7 protein-coding genes are annotated in these 19,683 nt (G+C 68.2%); 4 read left to right on the forward strand and 3 right to left on the reverse strand.

All coding sequences use genetic code 11. From position 1 onward, the window contains the following. Nucleotides 1–13 precede the first annotated feature (13 nt). The 3 genes from KY501_RS01095 to KY501_RS01105 all read right to left on the reverse strand — a co-directional run bounded on the left by KY501_RS01095 (nt 14) and on the right by KY501_RS01105 (nt 3,535). Nucleotides 14–1,150 (reverse strand): prohibitin family protein, encoded by a 1,137-nt coding sequence (locus KY501_RS01095; protein WP_224360456.1) that lies wholly within the window; start codon nt 1,148–1,150, stop codon nt 14–16. Then, nucleotides 1,147–2,787: a cyclic peptide export ABC transporter gene (locus KY501_RS01100; protein ID WP_224360457.1), complete on the reverse strand. Its 1,641-nt coding sequence runs from the start codon at nt 2,785–2,787 to the stop codon at nt 1,147–1,149. The genes KY501_RS01095 and KY501_RS01100 overlap by 4 nt, the downstream gene beginning before the upstream one ends. A 214-nt stretch (nt 2,788–3,001) precedes the next feature. Continuing rightward, nucleotides 3,002–3,535: a YcjF family protein gene (locus KY501_RS01105; protein ID WP_224360458.1), complete on the reverse strand. Its 534-nt coding sequence runs from the start codon at nt 3,533–3,535 to the stop codon at nt 3,002–3,004. 248 nt (nt 3,536–3,783) lie between these two features. Between KY501_RS01105 and KY501_RS01110 the strand changes: the two genes are divergently transcribed. The 4 genes from KY501_RS01110 to KY501_RS01125 all read left to right on the forward strand — a co-directional run bounded on the left by KY501_RS01110 (nt 3,784) and on the right by KY501_RS01125 (nt 19,667). After that, nucleotides 3,784–4,629, forward strand: coding sequence for a cupin-like domain-containing protein (locus KY501_RS01110; protein WP_224360459.1), 846 nt, complete (start codon nt 3,784–3,786; stop codon nt 4,627–4,629). Further along, nucleotides 4,626–5,870, forward strand: a complete 1,245-nt coding sequence (locus tag KY501_RS01115) for a serine hydrolase domain-containing protein (RefSeq protein ID WP_224360460.1) — start codon at nt 4,626–4,628, stop codon at nt 5,868–5,870. Before KY501_RS01110 ends, KY501_RS01115 begins: the two co-directional genes overlap by 4 nt. 126 nt (nt 5,871–5,996) lie before the next feature. Further along, the gene (locus KY501_RS01120) at nt 5,997–18,632 is read left to right on the forward strand and encodes a non-ribosomal peptide synthetase/type I polyketide synthase (protein WP_224360461.1); all 12,636 of its coding nucleotides are present in this window, start codon (nt 5,997–5,999) and stop codon (nt 18,630–18,632) included. Between the two features lie 18 nt (nt 18,633–18,650). Further along, nucleotides 18,651–19,667, forward strand: a complete 1,017-nt coding sequence (locus KY501_RS01125; RefSeq protein ID WP_224360462.1) for a TauD/TfdA family dioxygenase — start codon at nt 18,651–18,653, stop codon at nt 19,665–19,667. The last annotated feature ends 16 nt before the right edge of the window (nt 19,668–19,683 follow it).

Raw genomic sequence — 19,683 nt, forward strand, 5'->3', positions numbered from 1 at the left:
GGATCCAGCTCCCTTACGGGGTCTGCGTCCGGGAGACAGGCAGCGGTGGCCCCGCCGGAGCTGATGCATCCCCAGGGGGCGGAGGCGTGGTGGAGGACACTGTCACCGGCGCAGTCGTGGGCTGAGCGTCCGTGACTGTCCGGGCCGGGCTCTTGGCGGGCTCGACAATGGGGGTAGAGGCGGGGGTGGAGGTGGCGGTGGCAGTGGGAGCCAGGGGCAAGCCATTGGGATGCGTGGACGTGTCGAGGATCAGCGGCAGGCCATCCTTGCCCCCGCCAATCACCACCACCTTCGCGTTCTCCGAGCGGGCCAACTGGAGCGTGGCCTCGATGCCTCTCCAGCGCAGCAGTTGATCCGAGATCCCCTTGGCGATGATCTCCTGGAAGTCGCGGATGCCGCGCGCCTCGATGCGCTTGCGCTCCGCTTCCTTCTCCTCCGTCTTCAGCCGGAAGTCGTACTCGATGGAGAGTTGATGCGCCCGCGACTTGTTCTCGATGGCCTCCCTCACGCTGGGGGGCAAGCTCACCCGCTCGATCAGCAGCTCGTCCAGCGTGAGGTAGTTCTCGTTGAGCTCCTCGATGCTCTCTCCCAGCGCCTGCCCACTCGGCACCGACTCGCGCAGCTCCTCCTGGAGCTTCTCGCGCGCCGTGGAGTAGATCTCCTCGGCCGTCAGCGACCCGGTCATGGTGCGCAGCTTCGAGATGATCGCGGGCCGGATGATCTTGTCGAAGTAGTCGGGGCCCACTCGCTTGTGCAGCAGTGGCAGCTGCTCGATGCGCGGGTGGTAGCGCACCGACAGCTCCATGGTCACCTCCAGGCCCTCCTTGGTCAGCACATTGAAGATGACCGGCTGGCGCTGCACCTGCACGTTGTAGATGTAGAGCGTGTCCCAGGGCGGGATGATGTGAAGCCCTTCCGTATAGGACGTGTCGATGACGGTGCCCTGGCCGAAGCGCCGGAACAGCACGCCCTGCTCGCCGGAGTTCACCGTGATGAGGATGGACGGCCAGAAGTAGACCAGCAGCAACAGCGCGATGCCCCCGGCCACGTAGATCCAGAACTGGAACCTCCGCCAGAAGGCCTCGATGGCCTCATCCACCCGCTCCTCGAGGCGGGCAAGCCGGGAGCTGCGCTTTTCGGACTCTCTCATGTTCCGCGTGCCCTGGGGTGGTTCTCGTATGGCTCCAGCTTGCCTTCGGACATCTTCAACACGCGATCGGCCAGATGGAAGTAATGGTCATCGTGCGTAGCGGCGATCACCGTTTTGCCCCGCGCCACCAGCGAGCCCAGCAGCTCCTGGTAGAAGTAGCGCCGGAACTCGGGATCCTGATCAGCGGCCCACTCGTCGAAGATGAGGACCTCGCGATCCTCCAGCTCCGTGATGAGCAGCGCCAGCCGCTTCTGCTGGCCCTTGGACAACTGGGTGTTGGCCAGCTGTCCGTCCTCGCGGATGCCGGTGACCGAGGCCAGATCGAACGCGGTGAGCAGTTGGGCGATGCGCGCGTGATCGAGCTTGCGCGTGTGGAACAACCGATCGAACAGGTGGAAATCCTGCAGCACGATGGCGAACTTCGAGCGGTACGCCTGAAGGGTGCTGGGGATGACTGGCACGCTATTCAGCTCGAGCGTGCCAGCGGTGGAGGGGTAGAGTCCGCACAAGAGCTTCAAGAAGGTGGACTTGCCCGAGCCGTTGCCGCCGATGAGGAAGATCAGCTCGCCCCGGCGCACCTCCAGATTGATCGGGCCCAGCTCGAACGCGTGCCGCCCCTCGACGTCCGGATAGCGGAACTTCACCCCCTCGCAGCGCAGGCTCTCGAAGGGCGAGTTGTCCACGGGGCTCGGGGGGGGAGGGGGCGGGCCCAGGCTCGTCTCGAGTGCCTCGAGCCGATCGATGGCGACGTCTGCCTTTTCCAGGGAAGGAATGGCGTTGACCACGTCCGTCACCGAGCTGGTGATGAACAGCAGCACCGCGATCACGCTCACCAGCGTGCGGCTGTTCTGCTGGCCGGTGAGGGCCGGCAGGACGAAGATCAGCACGCCCATCAACCCGTAGAAGAAGCACTCTCCAAAGACGGTGGCGCGGTTGAAGCGTTGGGCGGCCTCGACGCGCAGCTGCTCGGCCCGGTGGGCGACCACCTTCAACTGCTGCTCGAAGAGCGCCTGGCTCTTCTCCGCGTCGATCTTCAGCTCCTTGAAGCCATAGAGCAGGTGGCCGAGCTCCTTGAAGAAGCGGTGCTCCTCTTCGGCGGCCTTGCGCAGGGCAGGGCGGGTGGCGCGCGCGTTGCGAACGTAGACCAGCGCGCCCAGGGCAAGGAGTGTGGCCACCATGAAGAAGGCCGAGGTGGACAGCACCCCGATGAACAGCATGGCCAGTACCACCAGCAGCGCGGAGGACATCGAGCTGATGAGGAAGCTGGCCGAGTCCGACAGCGTGCGCGTGTCCTCGGCGAGCGCCGCGTAGACGGGCGCGGCCCCCAACTGCTCGAAGTGCATCAGATCCGCCCCGCGGACCTTGTCCGAGATGCGGACGCGCACGCGGCTGACGATGCCCTCGACGATGCCCGAGGCGCGATCCAGCACGAACTTGCGGCAGATGGCGAAGAGCGCGAAGGCGGCGATGAACACCAGCAGCAGCGGCGTCTGCTCCGGACTCCGGTAGTTCATGCCCGTGGCCGCGAGCACGACGACGATCAGCAAGCCATTGAGAAGGCCACTCAGCCCCGCAGCGGTGAGAAGCCGGACCGTGAGGGCACCGGCCTCCCTATGCAGGAATTTGAGGAAGTTCATCTGTTGTCGCGAGAGGGCTTCTTCAGCTGAGTTCCTGCCGTGTCCGGCGGGAGGGACCTACGAGCAGCAGCACCAGCGCCCCCCCCAGAGGAGTCAGCAGGATCGACAGAAAGAAACTCCCCCAGAGTCCGAACGGGCGGTCCCGTCCGATGACTCCGAGGAGCAGACAGAGCAGCAGATAGACGAGCATGGGACGCTAACGGACCCGAAGTGCTCAGCTATGCGGAGCGCCGCTCTCCTTCTGCATGTCCTTGACCGTCTGCTTGGCCGACTCGAACTCGCTTCGGAAGTGATCGCGCACCGACTCGGGATCGAAGCTCAGGAAGGTGCCGCCCGAGGCGAAGTGCTGGGTGAAGATCTTGCCCACCGCGTAGGTGAAGGCGCCCGCGCTCAGGGGCATGGATACCAGGCCGGCCGTCTGGCCCAGGATGGGGATCACCTTGACGAGGCTGAACAGCACGGGCGCGCCCGCCAGCGTGCCCAGGCCGCCGGCCAGCGAGCTGAGGATGCTCTTGGCGCGGTTCTCGGAGAACTCGACCTTGTAGTTGCGGGCCAGCTCATTGAGCATCTTGATCTGGATCGCCGTGACGCCGAGCAGATCCAGCCCCGGCAGGGGTAGCAGGCCAACTCCCAGGGCCCAGAGGGAGTTGCGGCGCACGATGGCTTCCGCGTCCGCATCCTTGAACTTCACCGCTGCACTGACACCACTACCGGTGTTCTTCACCTCGGTCTTGAACTCGGTCGACATTGTCCCCTCCGGGAATGCGCTATGGACTGCGGGTGGAGTTGTTGCGGAGCCGGCACGCTGCGTGAAGGCGCGGATGGTATAGAGGCTCACCGGACTCAGCAATGATCTTTATTGCAAGGAAATAGTGACTCCACAACCGTTCACTGGCCGTCGTTGCCAACCTTTCAGCGATCTGCCAGTGTGCGTGCGCCCTGAAGAGGGGAGCCAGCCAGCGGCTGGTGTCAAATGCTTGTCGGAGGGGGAGCATCTTGTCCATCGAGCGCCTGCAGCGGCCCAGCCGTGAGGAGTTCGAGAAGCACTATCTGCGCACTGGTACTCCCGTCGTCATCACTGGCGCCATGGATGAGTGGCCCGCGATGAAGCGCTGGACCAATGAGTACCTGCGGTCCCGCGCGGGCGAGCGCAGCATCCGGGTCTCCACCGCGCACCGCGGCGTCCACTTCAAGGGAGGGGACAAGATCATCGACTACTCGTCCATGAAGCTGGGCGATTACATCGATCTGGTCACCGGGCAGCAGGTGTCGGACGGGCGGTTGTACGCGACGGTGGTGCCCATCCAGAGGGCGTTGCCGGAGCTCTGGGAGGATGTCTCCTTTCCTCCCTACTTCAACCGGGAGGAGTGCCCGTCTCCCAACATGTGGTTCGGCCCCGGCAACAACGTGTCCCCGCTCCACTACGACAGCACGCACAACATTCTCACGCAGGTCCGGGGGAGCAAGCGCGTGACGCTCTACCCACCGCGGGAGATCGGCCGCCTCTATCCGTTCGCCTTCTCCTCGCATTCGATGCACATCAGCCAGGTGAACATGGTGGAGCCCGACCACTCGCGCTTTCCGGAGTTCCAGAAGGCCGAGCGGCTGGAGTTCGTCCTGGAGCAGGGGGAGATGCTCTTCATCCCGCTGTTCTGGTGGCACGCTCTGGCGGGGATCGGGGAGAACATCTCCATCAACTATTGGTGGCGCACGCCCATGGTGGACTACCTGCGCCACCCGCGCCAGACCTCACGAGGCCTGGGTGGGCTCGTCGTCAACAGCGCGCGCTCGCTGTTGCGCCTTCGTCAAGCCAAACCCCAGCCGGAGAGGAACCCGTCTTGATCCGATACTCTCAACGAACTCCTGTGGTGGTGAGCGGGCTGGCCCTGGCCCTGGCCCTGGCGGGCTGCGACAGCGGCGGCACGTTGTCCAAGGACATCACGGACAAGCTCCAGGCCGTGCTGGACCAGGCCGCGGTGAACGAGCAGGCACCCGGGCTCGTGATGGCGGTGCAGATCGGCGACGCCGATCCCTGGTTTGGCGTCACCGGTTACCAGGATGAGGGCAAGACGATCCCCATGGCGGCCGACGCCCAGTTCCGGATGGGCAGCATCACCAAGAATTTCGTGGGCATGGCCATCCTCGAGCAGGTGCAGGAGGGCAAGCTCAGCCTCGACGACACGCTGGAGAAGTGGTTGCCCGGAGTGATCTCCAACATCGATGGCAATCAGATCACCATTCATCAACTGCTCAATCATACCAGCGGCATCGAATCCTATACGGAAGAGCAGGAGTGGATCATCACCATGATCCAGGACCCGCTGCATGTCTGGAATGCACCAACGGACCTGCTGGCGTACACGCAGGAGCTCCGGGCGAAGTCCATCGCCGCCGGCACCGTGATCGCGCCGGGCTCCAAGTTCGCCTATTCGAATACGAACTTCATCCTGCTGGGGATGATCGCGGCCAAGGTGGATGGCGCGTCGAACAATGACTGGGCGCAGGTGGTGGAGAAGCGGTTCTTCCAGCGCCTGGCGATGACCCACACGCGGATTCCTCCCACGGGAGATGTGGAACTGGGCGGCTCCAACAACGGCTACGTCAACTTCTACAACTTCACCCAGGGGGAGTGCACCGTGCTGGACCCGCCCTGCCAGAACGCGGATGAGAAGTACACGCTGCAGGAGATGTCCAACGCGTGGTCGGCGGGCGCCATCATCTCGAACGCTCCGGATCTGCTGAAGTGGGCCAACGCCGAGGTGAAGGGCTCGCTGCTCACCGAGGAGATGCGCCAGAAGCAGCAGGACTTCATCGATACGTGCACGACCGAGCTCCAAGTGGGTCTGGCGATGTTCCGGCAGACGAAGTACGGGCTCATCGGCCACCGGGGCGAGATCTTCGGGTTCAACGCCACCTTCCAGTACCTGGCCGAGAAGGACATGACGGTGGTGGTCATGGCCAACCGCACGGCGCTGGATAACAAGCACGTGGGGCCGGTGCCGGAGGATGTCGTGGCGGCGCTCTACCCGGACATCGAGCCGCAGCCGTGGGTGAAGCCGCCGCAGTGTTCGTCGTCTCACTGACGACGCGCGAGGGCGGATCCAGGATAGCTGGGGTCCGCCAACTGGAGCGCGGCCTCCACGGGGTGTCGGGCTCCGTGGAGCGGGTCCGCTCCTGATTCACCCCGTTTCTTGGTCTTCAAGGATCCCATGGCAGCCACATTGACGGAGGCCCTGCTCCAAGCAGCGCGCGGCCCTGGCGCGATTCACTACCTGGAGCGTTCTGCCGAGGAAAGTGTCCAGTCCTACTCGACGCTGCACGCCGAGGCGCTCCGGGTGCTGGGCGCCCTGCAGCAGCGGGGCGTGGCCCGCGGGGACGAGGTGGTGCTCCAACTGGAGCGCAACCGCGAGTTGGTGACGGGGATCTGGGCCTGTCTCCTCGGAGGCATCATCCCGGTGCCGCTGCTGGCTGGCGGAGTGGATGAGCACCGGCTGAAGGTGTTCAAGGTCTGGTCCGTGCTGCGCCGGCCCCACCTGTTGTGCGCGGAAGCGGGCGCGGCGGCGAAGCTGGCGGCCTTCGGACGGGGCCAGGGCTTTGAGGCTCAAGCGGCCGAGCTGGAGTCCCGGGCGATCTCGTACTCCGAGGCGTTCGCGCGGACGGAGCCCGGCCAGGAGCACCCGGCCGATCCGGACAGCATCGCGCTCATCCAGTTCTCCTCGGGCTCCACCGGCGAGCCCAAGGGCGTCATCGTCACCCACCGGGCGGTGATGGTGAACGCCTCGGACATGATCTCCACGCTCCGTGTCACCGGGAGCGACGTGTTCCTCGGGTGGATGCCGCTCACCCACGACTTCGGCATCATCGGCTTCCACTTCACCCCGCTGGTGGCGGGTGTGCCGCAGTTCCAGTTGCCCACGCAGCGCTTCGCGCGCCACCCCTCGTTGTGGATGGAGCACGCGACCAAGAGCCACGCCACCATCCTGGCCTCGCCCAACTTCGGCTACCGGCACCTGCTGGAGCACTACGATTCCAAGGCCGCTGCGCGCTGGGATCTGTCCCACGTGCGGATCATCCAGAACGGCGCCGAGCCCATCTCGGCGGCATTGTGCCGGCAATTCCTGGAGGCCATGGCGCCGCACGGGCTGCGGCGTGACTCGATGCTGCCTGGCTACGGGCTCGCCGAGGCCACCCTGGCGGTCTGCTACACCGGGCTGGACGAGGTGGTGCCCACGCTCGTGGTGGATCGGCGCTCGCTGGGGGTAGGGGAGCGCGTCCGGTTGTGCGAGCCCTCCGAGCCGCATGCGATCGAGATGGTGGACGCGGGCCACCCCGTGCGCCACACGCAGGTGCGGATCGTCGGCGACGAGTTCCAGCCGTTGCCCGAGTATGTGGTTGGGCGAGTGCAGATCCAGGGCCCCAACGTGACGCCCGGCTACTACAACGCTCCCGAGGCCACCCGCCGGGCCCTGGTGGGGGATGGCTGGCTCGACACGGGAGATCTCGGGTTCCTGCACGAGGGACGGCTGGTGATCACCGGCCGGGCCAAGGACATCCTCTTCGCGGGAGGCATCAACTTCTACCCGCATGACGTCGAGCGCGTCTGCGCCGAGGTGGAGGGGTTGGGCGAGTCGCAGGTGGCGGTTGCGGGCCAGCACGATCACCGTACGGGCTCAGAGCGGGTGATTGCCTTCGTGATCTTCAAGCGCTCGCTGGAGCTGTTCGCGCCCCTGGCCCGGCGGCTGAGCCGACATGTGTTGCGGCGGCTGGGGCTGACGGTGGACGCGGTGGTGCCGGTGCTGCGCATCCCGAAGACCACCAGCGGCAAGGTGCAGCGCTTCGCCCTGCTCAAGCGCTTCGAGGAGGGCGAGTTCGAGGAGGCCCTGTCGCGGCTGGCGGAGCTGGCCGCGAGCGAGGTGAATCGAGAGGCCGAGGGGCTGCGCGAGGTGGTGCGCGCCGAGGGCCGCGCGGTGGTGCTCTCGCTCCTGCGGCGTGAGGCCGAGGAGATCGCGGGAGTGGCCATTCCCGATGACCGGGCTCCGCTGGGGCAGTTCGGCTTCAGCTCCGCGAAGGCCGTGGCGCTGGTGGCCCGGCTCAGCCAGCTCTGCGGGCGGGAGCTGCCCGCCTCGCTCGTGTTCGATCACCCGACCCTGGAGAAGCTCGCGGATGTGCTGCTGACGGAGTTGGGGAACGCCGCCCGGGCTCCCGCCAACGGGCACTCTCACTCGGGCACGGGGAAGAATGAGGTCTCGGTCGAGGCCACACCAGCCCCGGTGCTCGCCGAGAGTGAGCAGCCCCAGGGACAGGAGCCGATCGCCATCATCGGCATGGGCTGCCGCTTCCCGGGGGGCGCAGACAGCCCCGAACGGTTCTGGGGGCTGCTCGAGGAAAGCCGGGACGCCTCGAGCGACATCCCCTCGGATCGCTGGGATGCGAGTGCGTACTTCAGCGCCGATTCCCAGGAGCAGGGGAAGGCATACACGCGGCGGGGCTCGTTCCTGCCGGACGTGCGGGGCTTCGACGCGGAGTTCTTCGGGCTCATGCCGCGAGAGGCAGAGGCGCTCGATCCGCAGCAGCGCCTGCTGCTCGAGGTGGCGTGGGAGGCGCTGGAGCACGCGGGCCTCTCTCCCGAGGGACTGCGCGAGAGCCCGACGGGAGTCTTCGTAGGCATCTCCGGCGGAGACTATGGCGAGCTGTCCACCCGGAGCCCGGAGGCGCTGACGCCCTACTCGCTGACGGGGACGATTCACAGCACCGCCGCAGGGCGGCTCTCGTACACGCTCGGGCTCCAAGGCCCGAGTCTGGCGGTGGATACCGCGTGCTCCTCGTCCCTGGTGGCGGTGCACCTTGCCGTGCAGAGCCTGCGCCGGGGAGAGGCCTCGCTGGCGCTGGTGGGCGGCGTCAACCTGCTGCTGTCGCCACAGCCCTTCGTCGGGCTGTCCCGGCTCCAGGCGCTCTCACCGGATGGCCGCTGCAAGACGTTCGATGAGGCTGCGGATGGCTATGGCCGGGGCGAGGGGGCCGGGGTGGTGGTCCTCAAACCCCTGCGCGCAGCGGAGCGGGATGGAGACCGGGTGATCGCGGTGATCCGCGGCTCGGCCGTCAACCATGATGGGCGCAGCAGCGGGCTGACCGTACCCAACGGCGTGGCGCAGGAGGCCGTCCTCCGTGGCGCGCTGCGGGATGCCGGAGTGGCGCCCGCATCCGTTTCCTTCCTGGAGGCGCACGGCACCGGCACGCGGCTGGGAGACCCGCAGGAGATGCGGGCCATTGCCCAGGTTTACAGCGAGGGCCGGCCGTCTCAGGCGCCGCTGCATGTTGGAGCCGTGAAGGCGAACATCGGGCACCTGGAGAGCGCCGCGGGCATCGCGGGGCTGTGCAAGGTGGCCCTTGCGTTGAACCGCCGGCGCATCCCCGGGCAGGCGCATTTGCGCACGCCGAGCTCGCGCATACCGTGGGATCGCATCCCGGTCGTGGTGCCTCGCGAGCAGGTGGAGTGGCAGGCCGGCGCGGGTCCTCGCCGGGGGGCGGTGAGCTCGTTCGGGCTGTCCGGCACCAATGCTCACGTGGTGTTGGAGGAGCCCCCTCGGGCCCTTGCGGTGCCTACCCGCGTTGATCGCACCGCGCACCTGCTGGCGCTCTCCGCTCGGGACGAGGAGGGATTGCGCGAGCTGGCGGCCGGGTATGCCAGCAGCCTCGCCTCGTTGCCGGCCTCGAAGGTGGCCAGCGCCTGCTACACGGCCAATTCGGGCCGCACGCACCAGTCCCGACGCGTGGCGATCGTTGGCTCCAGTGCGGAGGAGTTGCGGGCCGAGCTGGAGCGGGTTCGGAGCGGGGCACGAGTCTCCGCCATCGCGCCCGCTCGCCCGCCCATGAGCGCCTGGTTGTTCACGGGGCAGGGCTCGCAGCGCGTGGGCATGGGCCGGGTCCTCTATGCCACCAGCCCCGTGTTCCGCGCCGCGCTGGACGAGTGCGCGGAGATCCTGGATCCCCTCACGGGCACGTCGCTGCTGGCCACGCTGCAGGGGGAAGGGGCGCGCTGCGCTCCGATCGACGAGACAGCACAGGCCCAGCCCACGATCGTCGCGGTGGAACTGGCCCTGGCTCGGCTGTGGCGCTCGTGGGGGCTGGAGCCCCAGGCGGTAGCGGGCCACAGCGTGGGCGAACTCGCAGCGGCCCATGTGGCGGGGGTGCTCTCGCTGGAGGATGTGCTGCGCCTGGTGGCGGCTCGCGGCAGGTTGATGCAGGCCCTGCCCGAGCGCGGGATCATGGCCGCTGTCTCCACGGATGAGCAGACGGCACGTGAGGCGATTGCCGCCTTCCCTCGGACGGTGGCCATTGCCGCCGTGAATGCTCCCGCCAGCGTGGTCCTCTCGGGGCGTGAGGCGGACGTCACGAGTGTGGTGGATACCCTGGGGCGCAGGGACATCCGCTCTCGGCGGCTGGTGGTGTCGCATGCGTTCCACTCGCCGCTGATGGAGCCGATGCAGGACGAATTCCTGAAGGCTGCCTCCAGCGTGCGCGCGCGCGGGGCTCACATTCCGATGTACTCGATGATGACGGGCCAGCGGCTGAGCGAGGCCCCCGATGCGGAGTACTGGCGGCGGCAGATCCTCTCGCCGGTGCTCTTCTGCTCCACGGCCCGCGCCCTTCATGAGGCGGGCGTCCGGGTATTCCTGGAGGTGGGCCCGGCGCCCATCCTGTCGAGCCTCGGGCCGCAGTGCGTGGCGGATTCCTCGGTGGCATGGCTGCCCTCGCTCTCTCCGGCGAGCGAGGAGTGGCGGTCGATGCTGGGAGCGCTTGGCTCGCTCTACGCTGCGGGCGCGTCCGTCAAGTGGAAGGCGTTCGATCAGCCCTATGTCCGCGAGGTGGTGGACGCGCCGACCTATCCCTTCCGCAGGACGCGGTACTGGAGTTCGGCGGCCTCGGCGCCCGTGCCTGTCGCGAGCTCCCAGCCCGTGACGCAGGTGGCTTCCAGCCCTGCGGCCGCGAACGTCGTGGCCGCCCGTCCCAGCGAGGTGAAGGGCCCCCAGCATCCGGTGGTGCCGGGACCCCGGCGCGCGGACGCGATCCGTGCCTTCATTCTCTCCGCGGTGGCGGAGACCACCGGGGCGTCCGCCGAGCGCATCGACACCCAGCGCAACGTCTTCGAGATGGGGCTCGATTCGCTCGTGCTGCTCCAGGTGTTGCGAAACCTGGAGCGGCGCTTCGGCGTGGCCATTCCCGTGAGCGCCTTCTACCAGGAGGCCGCCACCATCGAGCACATGGTGGCGTACGTGGAAGGGGCACTCCCCGCTGAGGAGGCTCCCGCGCCCGTGCCCGCCGCCAGCCCGGTATCCGTCCCCGGAGCCGGGGCGAGCGAGGTGGAGCGTCTGGTGGCGCAGCAGCTCCAGATCATGCAGGAGCAGCTTGCCCTGCTGCGGCAGGTGCATGGCGTAGCGGCCGTGCCGGGTGCGCAGGCGGCCGGTGTGGCTCCGAGGCCCGTACAGCCCGCGAAGGCATTGCCTGCTTCGGTGCCGGCGCCTGCCGTCGCGCGTGCGGAGTCCCCCGCGCCCTCGGGCGACACCTTCGTGGCGTACCGCAAGATCAACACCGGCGCCGCGAACTCCATCGCGCCTCGCCAGAAGGCCTTCCTGGAGATGTTGGTCCGGGACTTCAACGCGCGGACACCGGGCTCGAAGCAGGTGGCCCAGGCCTCGCGCCCGGTTCTCGCCAACAACCGCGCCGTCGCCGGATTCAGGCCGACCTGGAAGGAGATGATCTACCCGCTCCAGGTCGAGCGCGCGGAGGGGAGCCAGCTCTGGGATGTCGATGGCAATCGCTACATCGACATCTCCATGGGGTTTGGCGTCTACCTGTTTGGCCACAACGCCCCTTTCATCCTCGACGCGGTGACCGCGGCGCTGCGGAAGGGTGCTCCGCTGGGGCCGATGACTCCGCTCCCCGGCCAGGTAGCGGAGCGGATGCGCGCCCTCACCGGCATGGAGCGGACCGCCTTCTACAATTCGGGTACCGAGGCGGTGATGGTGGCCCTGCGGCTGGCGCGCACCGCGACCGGGCGCTCCAAGATCGTCATCTTCAGCGGCTCGTACCATGGCAGCTTCGATGGCATCCTGGCCTCGCCGGGTGGGGGCACTGAGCCCGCCGTTCCAGTCTCCCCGGGCACCACCGAGAACATGGTGCGGGATGTGATCGTCCTGCCCTACGGCGCCGCCAGCACGCTGGAGCAGATCCGGGCCTGCGCAGGAGAGCTGGCCGCGGTGCTCGTCGAGCCCGTCCAGAGCCGGAAGCCCGAGCTGCAGCCGCGGGAGTTCCTCCACGAGCTGCGCCGCATCACCCAGGAGTACGGGACCGCGCTCATCTTCGATGAGGTGATCTGCGGCTTCCGCATCGGGCCTGGCGGCGCGCAGGAACACTTCGGGGTGCGGGCCGATCTGGCGACCTACGGGAAGATCATCGGCGGAGGCATGCCGATCGGCATCGTGGCCGGCAGCAGCCGCTTCCTGGACGGTGTGGACGGTGGCGCCTGGCAGTTCGGGGATGACTCGTACCCAAGGGCGCAGAACACCTTCGTGGCGGGGACGTTCTGCCATCACCCGGCGGCGCTGGCCGCGTCCCTCGTAGTGCTCGAGCGACTGCGAGAGGAAGGCCCAGGGCTCCAGGAGCGGCTCAACCGCCGCACCGCTGAGCTGGTGGAGTCCCTGAACGACTTCTGCACCCGGAGAGGGGCACCGGTGCGGCTGGTGCACTTCGGCTCGCTGTTCCGCTTCCAGGTGAAGGGGGATTGGGAGCTGCTGTACTACCGGCTGCTCTGTAAGGGCATCTATGTCTGGGAGGGACGCAACTGCTTCCTCTCCACCGCGCACACGGACGAGGATGTCCAGCAGCTCCGCGCGGTGGTGGAGGAGTCCATCGACGAGATGATGGCGGCGGGCTTCGGTCCGCCCGAGCCTTCAGGGCCTCGCCCTCAGGGGCCGAGCCCTTCCCGCGAGCCCGCCGTGTACCCGATGTCCTCCGCGCAGCGGCGGATGTACACGCTCAGCCAGCTCGAGGGTGGGGAGCGCGCATACCACCTCTATGGTGCCCTGCAGTTGGAGGGCTCCCTGGATGAGGAACGCGCGGAGGCGTGTTTTCGCGAGCTGATCGCCCGGCACGAGAGCCTGCGCACCAGCTTCACGGTAGGAGCCGATGGGGCCTTCCTCCAGCGCGTCCACCCCACTGCCGCTTTTGCCTTGGAGCGGGGTGAGTGCGCGGATGAGGCGGAGCTCCTCCGGAACTTCGTCCGGCCGTTCTCCCTCTCCGAGGCGCCGTTGATCCGGGTGGGCGTGTTCCGCCTCGCGGACGGACGGCGAATGCTGGCGCTCGATGGCCACCATGCCGTGGTGGATGGGCTGTCGCTCACCACGCTGTTCCAGGAGTTCGTAACGCTGTACCTCGGCCAGCTGCTCGGCTCGGCGCCCCGGCAGTGCCGGGAGCATGCCTCCTGGGAAGAGACCTTCCTGCGCACGGACGCGGCTGCCCAGGAGCGCTACTGGTTGGAACGGCTGTCGGGGGAGCTGCCACGTCTGGCGCTCCCGTACGATGGAGCGCGGCCGGCTCAGCGGATCTTCGAGGGCGAGGAACTGCGCCTGGATCATCCCGCGGGCGCGCTTCGACAGCGAGCCCAGGAGCACGGCGTCTCGCTCTACATGCTGCTGCTGGCGGCCTACAAGGTGCTGCTCCAGCGGCTGACCGGGAATGGGGAAACGGTGGTGGGCACCGCGCACGCCGGCCGCCAGCGCGGCGGCTTCGAGGGCGCGGTGGGGATGTTCGTCAACTCGCTGCCCGTGAGGACCGTAGCGGCCCCCGGCGCCTCGTTCCTGGACTTCCTGGGAGAAGTGAAGCGGCGCTGCCTGGAGGCCTACGAGCATCAGGATCTGCCCTTCGATCTGCTGGCGCAGCGGCTCGGTGCCACGAGCGAGCGCGGACACAACCCGCTGTTCGAGACGATGTTCTCCTATGAGAGGGCAGAGGGGCGCGTGATCCGGCTCCCAGGGCTCTCCCTGCGGGAGGTGTTCCTGCCAAAGCCCACGTCCCTCTTCGACTTCAGCCTGGATGTGGTGGAGGAGCAGGGGGCGCTTCACCTGCGCTTCGAGTACGCCCGTGGGCTGTTCCAGTCTTCCACCGTCGAGAGCCACGCACGCCACTTCGTATCCATCCTGGAGGAGATCGCCCGGGAGCCCGCTCGGTCCGTGGCCGCGATCGCGGCGCTCCCAGCTGGTCAGCGGGCCGAGGTGCTGCGCTTGTCCCAGGGCTCGGTGCTCCCTCTGTCGGGCCGCACCGTGGTGGAGCTCTTCGACGCGCAGGTGGCGCGCACGCCCGAGGCGGTGGCCCTGCTCTGTGGCGAGCGGCGGCTGAGTTACCGGGAACTGGCGCGCCACGCGGAGGCCCTGGCACGGCGGCTGCGCCAGGAGCACGGTGTGGGGCCCGAGACCATCGTGGGCCTGCTCACCGAGCGCTCGGAGTGGAGCCTCGTGGCGCTGCTGGGCGTGCTCAAGGCGGGCGGTGCCTACTTGCCGCTCGATCCCGAGAATCCCCCGGAGCGTACGGCCCATGCGCTGCGCGACTCGCGGGCGGCGCTGGTGATCACCACAACCCGGCACCGAGGGCATGCGGCGCTCGCGGGCATTCCATCCCTGGAGGTGGAAGCGGCCGTGGCGCTCCCGGTGGGTACCGAGGGCTCGCGCCTGCCTGCGGTGGCGCCGGACTCGCTGGCCTACGTCATCTACACCTCGGGTTCGACGGGGACTCCCAAGGGCGTGGCCATCTCCCACGCCAACCTGGCTGGCTATCTCGAGTGGGCCAGCAGCTACTATTTCTCCGAGCCGGAGGTCGGGAACTTCGGGCTATACACCTCGCTCGCCTTCGACATGACGGTGACGCCCCTGTTCTGCCCCCTCATTCGTGGGCGCACCCTCGTCATCCCACCCGAAGGGCTCGATCTGGCGGAGGCGCTGCGGCGCGGTCTGAGCCCGGGATCGCCGGTGGACACGATCAAGATCACGCCCTCGCATGTCGCGGTGATTCGCGAGCTGGGTCTGGCCTCCACTCCGGTGCGGGTGGCCATCCTCGGAGGCGAAGCGCTGACGCCGGAGCAAGCCGCTGTTTTGCACCGGCTCAATCCAGCGATGGCCATCTACAACGAGTATGGCCCCACCGAGACCACCGTCGGGTGCACGGTGGAGCGCGTCGAGCCCGGCGCGGCACGGGTGGGCATCGGCCTCCCGATCGCCAACGCCCAGGCGTATGTGCTGGATGCCGCAGGGGAGCTCGCTCCGCTGGGTGTGGCAGGTGAGCTGTGCATCGGCGGGGTTGGGGTAGGGCGCGGCTACCTGGGGCAGTCCCCGCAGGCCGCCTCGCGGTTCGTGGCGAGCTCGCTGGCTCCTGGCGGCAAGCTGTACCGCACGGGAGACCGGGCGCGCTGGGCAGCCGGCGGGACGCTCGAGTACCTGGGGCGCGGAGATGGGCAGGTCAAGCTCCGCGGCCATCGCATCGAGCTGGGCGAGATCGAAGCGGCGCTGTCCCGGCATGAACGGGTTCGTGGCACGGCGGTGGTGCTCCACACGTGGCCGGATGGGACGCAGGTCCTGGTGGCCTATGTCTCGGCCGACGGTGAGTTCTCCGCCCCGGAGCTGCGGGCCTTCCTCGCGCGCTCGCTGCCGGGCTACATGATTCCCTCCCGCTTCATTCCGCTTCCGCGCATTCCTCTGGCGGCGAGTGGGAAGCTGGATCGCCGGGCTCTGCCTCCTCCGGAACTCGAGACCGTTTCGGAAACTCCGAAGGCTGCCGCGCCAGCCGGGGACGAGCGCGAGCGTGCCTTGCTCGAGGTGGCCGCGGAGGTGCTTCGCGTGCCGCGGCTCCAACTGGAGGACAACTTCTTCGAGTTGGGCGGAGACTCGATCAAGGCGATCCAACTGGCGGCCCGGTTGGCGCCTCGTGGTGTGTCCCTCGAGGTTCAGCAGGTGATGCGCTCCAACTCGCTCCGGGAGCTTGCCCGGAGCGCCGCGCTTCGCACGGAGCAGACGGCCTCGTCGGAGGATGTGCCCGCTGAGGCACCGCTCGCCCCGATGCAGGCCTGGTTCTTCTCCCAGCGGTTCGTGGAGGCCCACCACTGGAACCAGGCGGTCATGCTGCACCGCCCCCAGCGGTTCGAAGTGGAGAAGGTGCGGCAGGTGCTGGAAGCCCTGCTGGTACACCATGACGCCCTGCGCACCGTGTTCTCTCCAGGGGTGGAGGGCACTGCCTCCCAGCGGATCGTCTCCAAACCGGCCGGTACCTTGTCTTGCAAGGTGATCGATCTGCGCGGGCGGAAGGATGCACCGGAGCAGCTCGAAGCGGCGACGGCGGCGCTTCAGGACTTGCTGAGCTGGGAGGAAGGACGGCTGCTGGCGGCGGGCCTCTTCCAACTCGATGACGGCGACCGGCTGTTGCTCGTGGTCCACCATCTGGTGGTGGACGGCGTCTCCTGGCGCGTGCTGCTGGAGGACTTTGCCAGCGCGTACACCGCGCTGCTGGACGGACAGGCACCGCGCTTCCCGGCGAAGACCACGGCGTTCACCCGGTGGGCGGAGCGACTCGCGGCGCACGTCCGGGACGGCGGGCTGGAGGCGGAGCGCAGCTACTGGCGCGAGGTGGAGCGCGCCGTGGCCGCTACCGCGCCGCTCCCTCGCGATGCACAGGCACGGACGAACACGGCGGCGGATGGCGCCACGCTGACCTTCTCGCTGGAGGGGCAGGAGGTAGAGGGGCTCGAGGGTCGCGCCGCAGCCACCTTCCAGGCCAACGCCGGCGAAGTGCTGCTGGCGGCCGTGGCCGCCACCGTGGGTGAGTGGACAGGCAGTGCCACGGTCGCCGTCCAAGCCGAGGCGCATGGGCGCGAATCACTTGTGAGCGGGGTGGATGTCACACGGACCGTCGGTTGGTTCACCGCCCTGTTCCCGGTCGTCCTCGATGCGAGTGGCGCCGAGGACGTGGCGCGGTTGGTTGCCAGGACTCGGGACTCGCTCCGAGGAGTGCCCTCGGGAGGCGTGGGCTACCGCGCGCTGAGGCACCTGGCTCCGCAAGGGGTAGCCCCCGAGCGGGTGCCGGAAATCACCTTCAACTACCTGGGCAGCTTCGAGCGGGAGTTCTCGACCGGAGTCTTCTCCGCGACGCTGGAGGGGACCGGCCCCACGGTGAGCCCCGCCTCCGAGCGCGTGCGCGGCCTGGAGATCGACGCGTACATCGCAGGTGGCCGGCTGGTGCTCTCCCTGGGCTACAACCGGCACGAGTTCCGCGAGGGGACGATCCGCGCCCTGGCGGACCGGCTGCGCGGCTGGATCACCCGTGTCCTCGCATGGCAGCGGGGGCAGGTGGGGACGCCGACCGCAGCGTGGGAACTGGATCACCCCAGCCTCTCCCACTCCGCGGGCGAGGCGCTGCTGGCCGCGAACGCTCTGGCTCCTGAGGGGGTGCAGGCCATCCGGGCGCTCACCCCGATGCAGGCCGGCATGCTGTTCGACGCGCTGCTCGACCCGGCCAGCAATGGCCAGCAGCTCACCTTGTCCCTCTCGGGAGAGGTGGACGCCGAGGCGCTGGCGGCGGCGGCGCGTGCCCTGGCCGCGAGGCACGAGGCGCTGCGCACCCGGTTCTTCTCGGTGCCTGGTTCGGAGCCTGCCCAGGTGATCCTGCGCGAGCCGTTCCTGCCGCTCGAGGTGGCCGAGGCCCCGAGTACCACCGCGCTGGAGGAACTCCGCCAGCGCGATCGGGCGCGCGCCTTCAACCTCGCGCGAGATCCCCTGATGCGCTTCACGCTGGTGCGGCAGCAGGCGGGGACCGCCGCGCTGTTGATGTCCTCGCACCACATCATCACCGATGGGTGGTGCCTGGGCATCCTCGTGGGAGATTTGCTGCGGCTCTATGCTTCTGCGCGCCGTGGTGTCCCGGCCCGCCTGGATTCGTCTCCCTCCTATGGGGCCTATGTGCGGTGGCTTCTCGGCCGCGATCGGAGCGCCTCGTTGGCGTACTGGGCTGAGGCGCTCTCGGGCTACGAGCGGCCCGTGGGGCTGGCGCGGCGCGCGGAGCCCTCATCCCAGCGGGAGCAGCGCAACCACACGTTGCACCTGTCCCCGGAGCTCACCGCGAACCTGCGCGCGCTGGCCGCCTCCTGCCGCGTGACGTTGAGCGTGCTGCTCCAGACGCTCTGGGGCCTGGTGCTGGCGCACTCCGCGGGGACCGAGGATGTGGCCTTCGGGCTCGTGGTGTCCGGCCGCCCCTCGGCCATCCCTCGAGTCGAGGAGATGGTCGGGCTGTTCATCAACACAGTCCCGGCACGGCTGCGGATCGATCGTTCAGTGGCGCTCCGGCAGGCCGTGCAGGCGCGCCAGACCCAGGCGCTGGCCAGCGAACCTCACCACTCCTGCTCGCTGGCGGAGGTGCAGGCGCGCACGGCGTTGAAGAGCAAGCTCCTCACCCATGCGCTCGTTTTCGAGAACTACCCCCTCGATCGCGGATTGCTCGCCGACGCAGAGCGGGAGGCGGGGCTGCGCATCGCTGGCGCGGAGCACTTCGCGCGCGAGACGTATGATCTGGTCCTGACCGTCACGGCCACGGAGTCACTGGAGCTGGCCTTCTCCTACAACGCCGCGGTCCACGAGGAGTCCACCCTCGGCACCGCCGCGTCGCTGTTGCAGGAGATGCTCACGGCAGCGGCGGCGGAACGGACGCTCGGAGAGATCGAGCAGCTCGCGGTGGCTCAGATCAAAGGCAAGAGCAAGCGCAAGCAGGCCGCGGCCCTGGCCGCCCTGCGGACACGGAAGCTGGACGCGTAGAGACGTGGGAGACAGGTGATGAAGGCGTCGCTCAGCAAGCTGCGGTCAATCAAGCCCCGGGCCGTCTCGGGAGAGGATGCGCTGGTGCGCTACTCCTTTCTCGGAGAGGCGGAGGGGCTGCCCATCGTGGTGTCGCCCGAGCAGGAAGGCGTGGTGCTCGAGCAGTGGATTGGCAGCAACCTGGAGCTGCTGGACGAGAAGCTCCTGCGCCATGGAGGGATCCTCTTCCGGGGCTTCGGGGTGAACACGCCGGAGCAGTTCCACCAGGTGGTGGGTGCCTTCCGCGGCCAGTTGCTGGACTACATGGAGCGCTCCTCGCCCCGCTCGCGGGTGACGGACAAGGTGTACACCTCGACGGAGCACCCGGCGGACCAGCGCATCCTGTTCCACAACGAGCTGGCCTACTCGAACCGCTGGCCGCGCGCGCTCTTCTTCGGCTGCATTCGCGCGTCCCCCGTGGGTGGGGAGACGCCTATCGGCGACAGCCGCGAGGTGCTGCGGCGGCTGTCCCCCGGTACCCGGCGCCGCTTCGAGGAGCTGGGCGTCATGTACGTGCGCTACCTGGGCGGAGGCTTGGGGCTGCACTGGCGCGACGTGTTCCAGACCGAGCGCCGCGAGGACGTGGAACGCTACTGCGAGCAGAACGGCCTGACGCTGGAGTGGGACGGGGACCGGGTACGGACCCGGAGCGTGCGCCCCGCCATCCGCAAGCACCCGAGGACGGGCGAAGAGGTGTGGTTCAACCACGGCTACTTCTTCAACCTGCACAGCATTCCCCCGGCGCTGCGCGAGAACATCTTCGCCTCCGTGAGCCAGCACGAGCTGCCCTTCAACACCTTCTTTGGTGACGGTTCCGAGATCCCCGAGGAGATGATCCGCGAGATCTCCGAAGTCCATGACGCGGTGGGAGTGACGTTCCCCTGGAAGCAGGGGGACGTTCTCTACATCGACAACATGCTGACGGCCCATTCGCGCAACCCCTTCCAGGGGGACCGGACCATCCTGGTCTCCATGAGTGACCTCCTGGTGGGCTGACGCGCTCCTTCCCGAG

Origin of the sequence: Hyalangium versicolor (assembly GCF_020103695.1) — a bacterium.
Classification (GTDB): Bacteria; Myxococcota; Myxococcia; order Myxococcales; family Myxococcaceae; genus Hyalangium; species Hyalangium versicolor.

What these genes read in the sequence shown, in the direction of transcription:
- KY501_RS01095 (WP_224360456.1), bottom strand. Translation starts at nt 1,150, where the DNA reads ATGAGAGAGTCCGAAAAGCGCAGCTCCCGGCTTGCCCGCCTCGAGGAG.
- KY501_RS01100 (WP_224360457.1), bottom strand. Translation starts at nt 2,787, where the DNA reads ATGAACTTCCTCAAATTCCTGCATAGGGAGGCCGGTGCCCTCACGGTC.
- KY501_RS01105 (WP_224360458.1), bottom strand. Translation starts at nt 3,535, where the DNA reads ATGTCGACCGAGTTCAAGACCGAGGTGAAGAACACCGGTAGTGGTGTC.
- KY501_RS01120 (WP_224360461.1), top strand. Translation starts at nt 5,997, where the DNA reads ATGGCAGCCACATTGACGGAGGCCCTGCTCCAAGCAGCGCGCGGCCCT.
- KY501_RS01125 (WP_224360462.1), top strand. Translation starts at nt 18,651, where the DNA reads ATGAAGGCGTCGCTCAGCAAGCTGCGGTCAATCAAGCCCCGGGCCGTC.